The following is a 5,763-nucleotide window of genomic DNA, read 5'->3' as shown; positions in this document are numbered from 1 at the left end:
GCGCAGGGCCTCTCCAAGCTGCGCGAGCTGCTCACCGAGGACTGAGGGTGCCGCGCATCCTCACGAAGCGCAGGGGCAGCTGCAGCGCGTGTGGAGGCGCCATTGTCAAGGGAGAGGAGGCGCTCTTCACCGCGGCGACCGGCCTGCGCCACCTCGAGCCCGCCTGCTCCCAGGCCTCCAGCTCCGTGCACCGGACGAACTCTCACGCCAGCCGCTGTGAGTGCGGAGAGTGGGTGGCCAAGGGCGAGGGCAGGCTCATGCACCTGGGAGAGCAGGAGACGAAGGGCGGCGCCTGGGAGCAACTCTGGCAGGTGAGGTGCCGCAGCTGCTCACCCTGAGCGGGGCCGGTGGCAGCTACGCTTCTTCACACCGGACGTGCCGCGCGCGCCTCGTGCTGGCGTTCCAAAAGATGGGAGCGCCCTCACCGAACCACCGTCCACACTCTGTGCACTTCCCCTTGCGGGTGGCCGTCAGTCCGCGCTCGCCCGCGCGCGGCGGCTCACGTCGCCGACGTGGGCCGGACTCATCCTCCCGAGTTTCGGGCGCTGGCGTTCCAGGTGCGCGGCGGCGCCGGAGTAGGACGTAGAGCCCGAGGGGAATGGCAACAATGCAGGCCATGAAACACAGCAGATCGCGACCATCGTCCGCGCTCCCGGGTGTGCGGACAGGATCCGCCTTCGGCGCGGTGGCAGCCGGGAGGGAGGGGAGGTCAAGGCGACGGGGCGGTGCTCTCCGTGTCCCTGCGTCAGGTACTCCAGCATCCGGAGGATCCATGCGGCGAGCTTCCCACGTGACCGACGAGCGCATGGGTGGAGGGGATGCCGTGGACGCTGGAGCTCCGTGGCAGTGGTACCCCCCGTGCTTCTTGTCGTTGTGGCAGCCGCTGGAGTCGAGACCGCCCGGGTGAGCGAGGCTGACCAGCGGGAGGAGGAGGGAGCCGAACGCGAGAGCACGAACCATGGACCAAAGGACTCTTCCATAATCCTCCTCCCGCCTTGACGGAAAACCGCAGAATGTGAGAACAGCGAGGCATGCGCCAACCCGCCCTGCTGCTGGCTGTCCTTTCCGTTGCCTGCGGCTGTGAGAATTCGCGCGTCAGTCAGCGGCCTGACTCTGGGGCTGGATTTCATGACGATGCCGGTCCTGACGGAGGATGGATCGGCGATGGACGCAACTCCGTGCTCCCTCTCTGTCTCACCGACAAGCGACTGATCGGCCACGCGGTGCGCGACCTCGAGACATGTTCCTCCGAATTCTTCGCGCTCTTCGGAGCACCGCCGAACGTGCGTTACCACTACTGCCACGAGCAGGCGACCCCGTGTCCGGCCGGCCGCGAGTTTCGAGTCTGGACCACGGACGGACACGTCTCCGCCACGGACTAGCCGCCGTACAGGACACGAAAGCGAATACCGTCCAGCCAGATCCTTGTCACCGCGCCAGAGATGTACTTCATCTCGCCAGTCGGCTCGATCTGGATGACTCCGATGTCACTATCGGTCGCCACCGCAAATCTGTGGGTGTGAGCTGAGCGGGCGCCGCTCGGGAGCGTGGCAATCACCGTCCCAGAGGCTGGCGGAGCCCCCCGCGTGATTGCTCCGCGGAGGTAGAGAAACCCGTGGGGGTCGATTCGATACATCGCTGACCCATCGAGTGAGCCATCCGAGAAGCCGTTGGAGTAGGAGAGCGCCTCCCCCCCCTCCGTCGTGCCCACTGTCGGCTCAATGAAGACGCGACAGGTGTCGATCCACATTTCGTAGGCCGACGCCGATGGCTTGCCTGCGACGACCTGTGCATAGGCCGTGGTCGCTGGAGCCTCAATCGGCGTCCCTCCGATATCCGTATAGGTCGCCACCCCGCCGGACGTGGCGAGCGCCGCGACGGTCGACAGACTGATCTCCGAAAACGAACTGGTGAGCCAGCGAATGTAGAGCGTGGCCGTGTTGAATGCGCCATCTACCGCGAGCCTCGCTGTCACCCTGACGAGGTCGTACTCTCTACAGACGAACAGGGCGCTTCGGAGCTTCGTTGCGACGCCCGTCGCTTCGATCTTCACAGCCCTTGTGCCAGTGCCGACAAACGTCGTGTCGACTGATGCGTCGGTGCTCCACGTCCCCGTGTGCATGTCCCACGCGTCTGGTGGTGCGGAGGAATCGTTTGCCGCCTCGAAGTCGCTGTTTAGCGGGAGCGCCGCATACGTCACCCGGGGCTGCAGCACCCGGGGCTCGACGTAGCGGGGAGTGAAGGCCACCTGGGCGCTGGCCGTGCCCCGGTTCCCCTTGGCGTCCCGGGGCACCACCTTCACGAAGTAGGAGCCCCCGGCTTCCAAGTCCGTCACCACCATCTCGGTGAGGCTGCCCACCACCCGGCGCGTGCTGTCGCTCGGGGTGAAGCCGCTGGATGTGCTCACGTGCAGCTCATAGGCGGTGGCCACTGGGCCGAGGGAGGGGGGCTCGAAGCTCACCCGCAGGCCCTGTACCGTCTCCACCACGCTCACGCTCGCCGGCGCGGCCGGGCCGGTGAAGGGGCTCGCCGGCGCAATGCCGGGCCGCTGCTCCATGTCGAGCCAGGTGCGCAGGCCCACGTTGGGCTTGCCGAGGAGGGCGAGCTTGGTGGTGCTGCCCCCCGCGTTGAAGCTGTGGGCAAGAGACTGCACGGCCGCCACCTGGTCCGCGGTGAAGTGCACCCCGTTACCAGAGAGCCCCACCATGTCCGCCAGCTCGAGGCCCGGGTGGAAGAGCGGTGTGAAGCCAATGCCGAGGGGCTTCTCCTTGAGGTCCGCCAGGGCGTTGTCCGCGAGGGTGGTGGCTTCGGCCGAGGTGTCTATGTTGCTGGAGGCCGCCTCGGCAATTCGCATAAAGCGCTCGCCATAGGCGGTGACTGAGCCGCTGTCCGTCCGCGTCACCGTCTTACGCTTCTTCACCCCGGCCACATCCCTATTGCCGCTGTCGGAGTACACCACCTCCACCACGTTGCGGACGTCACCAATGAAGGTGCGCACCTCCTCCAGGCGCTCGTAGTCCCCAGGCCCGTACTCCCACACTGGCGCGGTGGCGCTCCTGTCCGGGCTCCAAAACCAGAGCCGCCAGGCGCCCGTGCCCGGGCCACTGCTGAGCCACTTCTCTCGTACCTCCCAGCCAAGCTGGCGGGCCAGCGCCATGAGGGCGTCCGCCACGGGCTCGCACTGCTGCACGTACCGTTTGAGCGCCCAGTTCGGGGAGGCGGGCGTGTAGAGGGTAATGGCGCTCAACCCGTTGTCGTCGAGAATGTCCTGCATCACCGTCTGCACGTCCACGCCGCTGTCGCTCCCGTACTCCCGCTCCGTCTCAATGGGGGTGTCCTGGAGCAGGCCCCAGAGGTGAGAGCGCCCGGTGAAGACAACCCCCTCGCCGCATTCCACCTCATCAATCCGCCCGCGAAACACCTCCGTCCAGTCTGCGCTGGTGGGCTCCATACCGAGCGGCACCACGGCGGCCTCCACCTTGAAGAGGCGCCCCTCCTTCACCAGCGGGTTGTAGACGCCGGCGGCGAAGTTGGCCGCAGCATCCGTCACCAGCGGCGCCAGGGAGGCCCCGTTCACCTCGCGTCTGCAGCGCACGGTGGCGCTCGCTGCCGGGGCGTCGGCGGAGCAGCTCCAGCTCACCTCCTCGAGGAAGTCCAACGCAGGGTCCTCGAGGAGGGCGGTGAGGTTGTACCAGAAGGCGAGTCGCTCAATGAGTACGCGGGCCCGGCTGGTGTACCCGGCCTCCGAGGCGAGCGTGGCGAGCTGCTGTGTGGTGAGCGTGCGCATGCCCCTGGAGAAGGGGCGCGCTGTCGTGGCAGGGACTCGAACCCTGCACCTCCGCACTGCTAGTCCGGCGCTATGCCAACTCCGCCCTGTTGGGTCTCAGCTACGCGACAGCGGTGCATCTCTACACTCCCTTGAGCTGGAAGTCGAACACCTCCCCGGCGGTGAAGGTGCCGTCCTCCTCACGCATCGGCACGCGCCTCGCGGCGAAGCTCTCCCCTATGCACGTGAGGCCCGTGCTCGGCACCACTCCAGGCCCGGAGGCGTTCACGTAGGGCAGTGGCGCCCAGGCGCGTGCGGCCCGGTCCACCAGCAGGAGCGGCACCCACTCGTCTGGCACTGCGTAGGGCAGCGCCACCAGGTCATCAATCGTCTCGTCCCCCGCGTTGCACGTGAGGTAGAGGTCGCCGTCCACGTCGATGCCCAGAATGTCCGGATCCGCGTCCGTTTGCACCGCGTCCTCCCACACCTCCAGCGAGGCGGAGGAAGGGCTCCTGCGGATGACGTAGTGTACCCAGGCGCTGCTCACCTTCCGCCAGAAGAGCAGCGTCCACGCGGCGGTGTCATAGGCGAGGGGCCACTCCACAACGCTCCCATCCTCCGCGAAGAGGCCCAGCTCGTGCTTGCCAGCCACGTCCCCGGAGCGAATGTCCGTCACGCTCACGGAGGAGGGCAGCAGCTTCCTGGAGGAGTACAGCTCCGCAGTCTCGAAGCTCCAGCTGTGCCCCTCTCCCTCAATGAGCGCGCGCAGCAGCTCGGCCTCCTCCAGCAGCAGCCCGCCCTGGTCCGTGGTGAAGCGGTAGTCCCGCTTCCGTACTCGGGCCGTGGTGCGCGGCGCGCCGTTGAAGGAGCGCACTACCTCGCCCAGCCGCACCGGTTGGTACTCGCTTCCGGAGCACTCCACAGGAATCCCGTTCAGGTTGAGGTGAGCCATGGTTACGCCGTTGCGTATCTGCCCTGCCGGCCGCGGGAGCCGGTGCGAGCGAAGCCGAACCTGTCCATGAGGCGCTCGAGCTGCGCCACTGCTTCTGGCACGGAGGTGGTGTTGATGTTCACGGTGTCAATCGCAGGGCCCGCCCCTGGCTGTGCTGGCGTCGTCACACCGAATTCCCATGGGGTGCCGCTCTCCCATGGCCTGCCGCCGCCCGAGGGGGGTGGGGCGGGCGGCGCGGAGGGCACAGGCATCATCCCCGGCCCCTGAGGATCCTGGGCGTTAAAGCTCGCCAGGGCGTACTTGAAGGCGCTCGGCACGTTGGTGAGCGCCTGCGTCGCCTTCTCCGTCTCCTTCCGGTTGCGGATGACTTCGGCCGTCTCCTTGGCCTTCTCCAGGGCGGCCTCGTAAGTCATCCCCGTCAGGGCCTGGAGCGCCTTGGCCATCGCCTCGGTGTCCACCTTGGCGCGCTCCAGCCCGTCCGCCCACCCGTCGAGGAAGCCGAGCGGCCTCACCCCGAACACGGAGATGTCCGCGAGCATGCGGAACACCTTCTGAATGGCCCCCACGATGCCGTTCCACACGTCCCCGAGCGCCTTCATGACGGTGAGGATGATGGTGCTCACCGTCTTCAGCACGGAGAAGAGCGCCTTCAGCGCCGGGCCCGCGAAGAGCTGCAGGGGGTTGAGCACCACCATGAGCGCCTGCACCACCAGGGCGATGACTGGGGCGAGCCCCGCGAAGAGCTCGCCGAGCACCATGATGCTGGGCACCAGGGGCTCGATGAACGCCGTCAGGCTCGTGAGCACTGGCGTGAGCGCCTGGAGCCCTGCCTCGATGAGGTGGGCGATGGCCCCCACCAGCGGGATGAACGGCTCGACGAGCTTGCCGAGCCAGTCGGCCACCATTCCGATGAGTCCGGAGATCGTCTCCACCAACACCGCGAACTGCTGGCTCCGGGTGAGCAGATCCGCGATGACGGCCACGAAGCCCCCGGCAGGCCCCCCCGCCGTCATGCCTTGCTGGAAGGTGGAGAAGAGCGCGGACA

General features: G+C 67.4%; 5 protein-coding genes and 1 pseudogene. 2 read left to right on the top strand and 4 right to left on the bottom strand.

Annotated features, from left to right (window positions below; genetic code table 11):
- A partial coding sequence (locus VD972_RS16140) for a hypothetical protein (protein WP_324987875.1) occupies window positions 1-338 on the top strand: 338 nt, incomplete at its 5' end.
- Window positions 339-354: 16 nt separating this feature from the next.
- On the opposite strand, the gene VD972_RS45345 is transcribed toward VD972_RS16140, so the two are convergent.
- Window positions 355-960 (bottom strand): YHYH domain-containing protein, encoded by a 606-nt coding sequence (locus VD972_RS45345; RefSeq protein ID WP_349256551.1) that lies wholly within the window; start codon window positions 958-960, stop codon window positions 355-357.
- A 218-nt stretch (window positions 961-1,178) separates the two neighbouring features.
- On the opposite strand from VD972_RS45345, the gene VD972_RS16135 reads away from it, so the two are divergent.
- Window positions 1,179-1,382 carry a hypothetical protein gene (locus VD972_RS16135; protein WP_324987872.1) on the top strand — a complete coding sequence of 68 codons (204 nt, stop codon included), beginning with the start codon at window positions 1,179-1,181 and terminating at the stop codon, window positions 1,380-1,382.
- Here VD972_RS16135 and VD972_RS16130 read toward each other — a convergent pair.
- The 3 genes and pseudogenes from VD972_RS16130 to VD972_RS16120 all read right to left on the bottom strand — a co-directional run.
- The gene (locus VD972_RS16130; RefSeq protein WP_324987869.1) at window positions 1,379-3,787 is read right to left on the bottom strand and encodes a fibronectin type III domain-containing protein; all 2,409 of its coding nucleotides are present in this window, start codon (window positions 3,785-3,787) and stop codon (window positions 1,379-1,381) included. The two genes, VD972_RS16135 and VD972_RS16130, sit on opposite strands and share 4 nt — an antisense overlap.
- A gap of 121 nt (window positions 3,788-3,908) precedes the next feature.
- Window positions 3,909-4,718: a hypothetical protein gene (locus VD972_RS16125; RefSeq protein WP_324987866.1), complete on the bottom strand. Its 810-nt coding sequence runs from the start codon at window positions 4,716-4,718 to the stop codon at window positions 3,909-3,911.
- 2 nt (window positions 4,719-4,720) lie between these two features.
- Window positions 4,721-5,763: pseudogene (locus tag VD972_RS16120) on the bottom strand (hypothetical protein); the annotation flags it as partial.

Origin of the sequence: Hyalangium sp. (genome assembly GCF_035629615.1) — a bacterium.
GTDB lineage: Bacteria > Myxococcota > Myxococcia > Myxococcales > Myxococcaceae > Hyalangium.
Note: the sequence above shows the minus strand (reverse complement) of the source record. Positions and strands in the feature narration are given on the sequence as shown.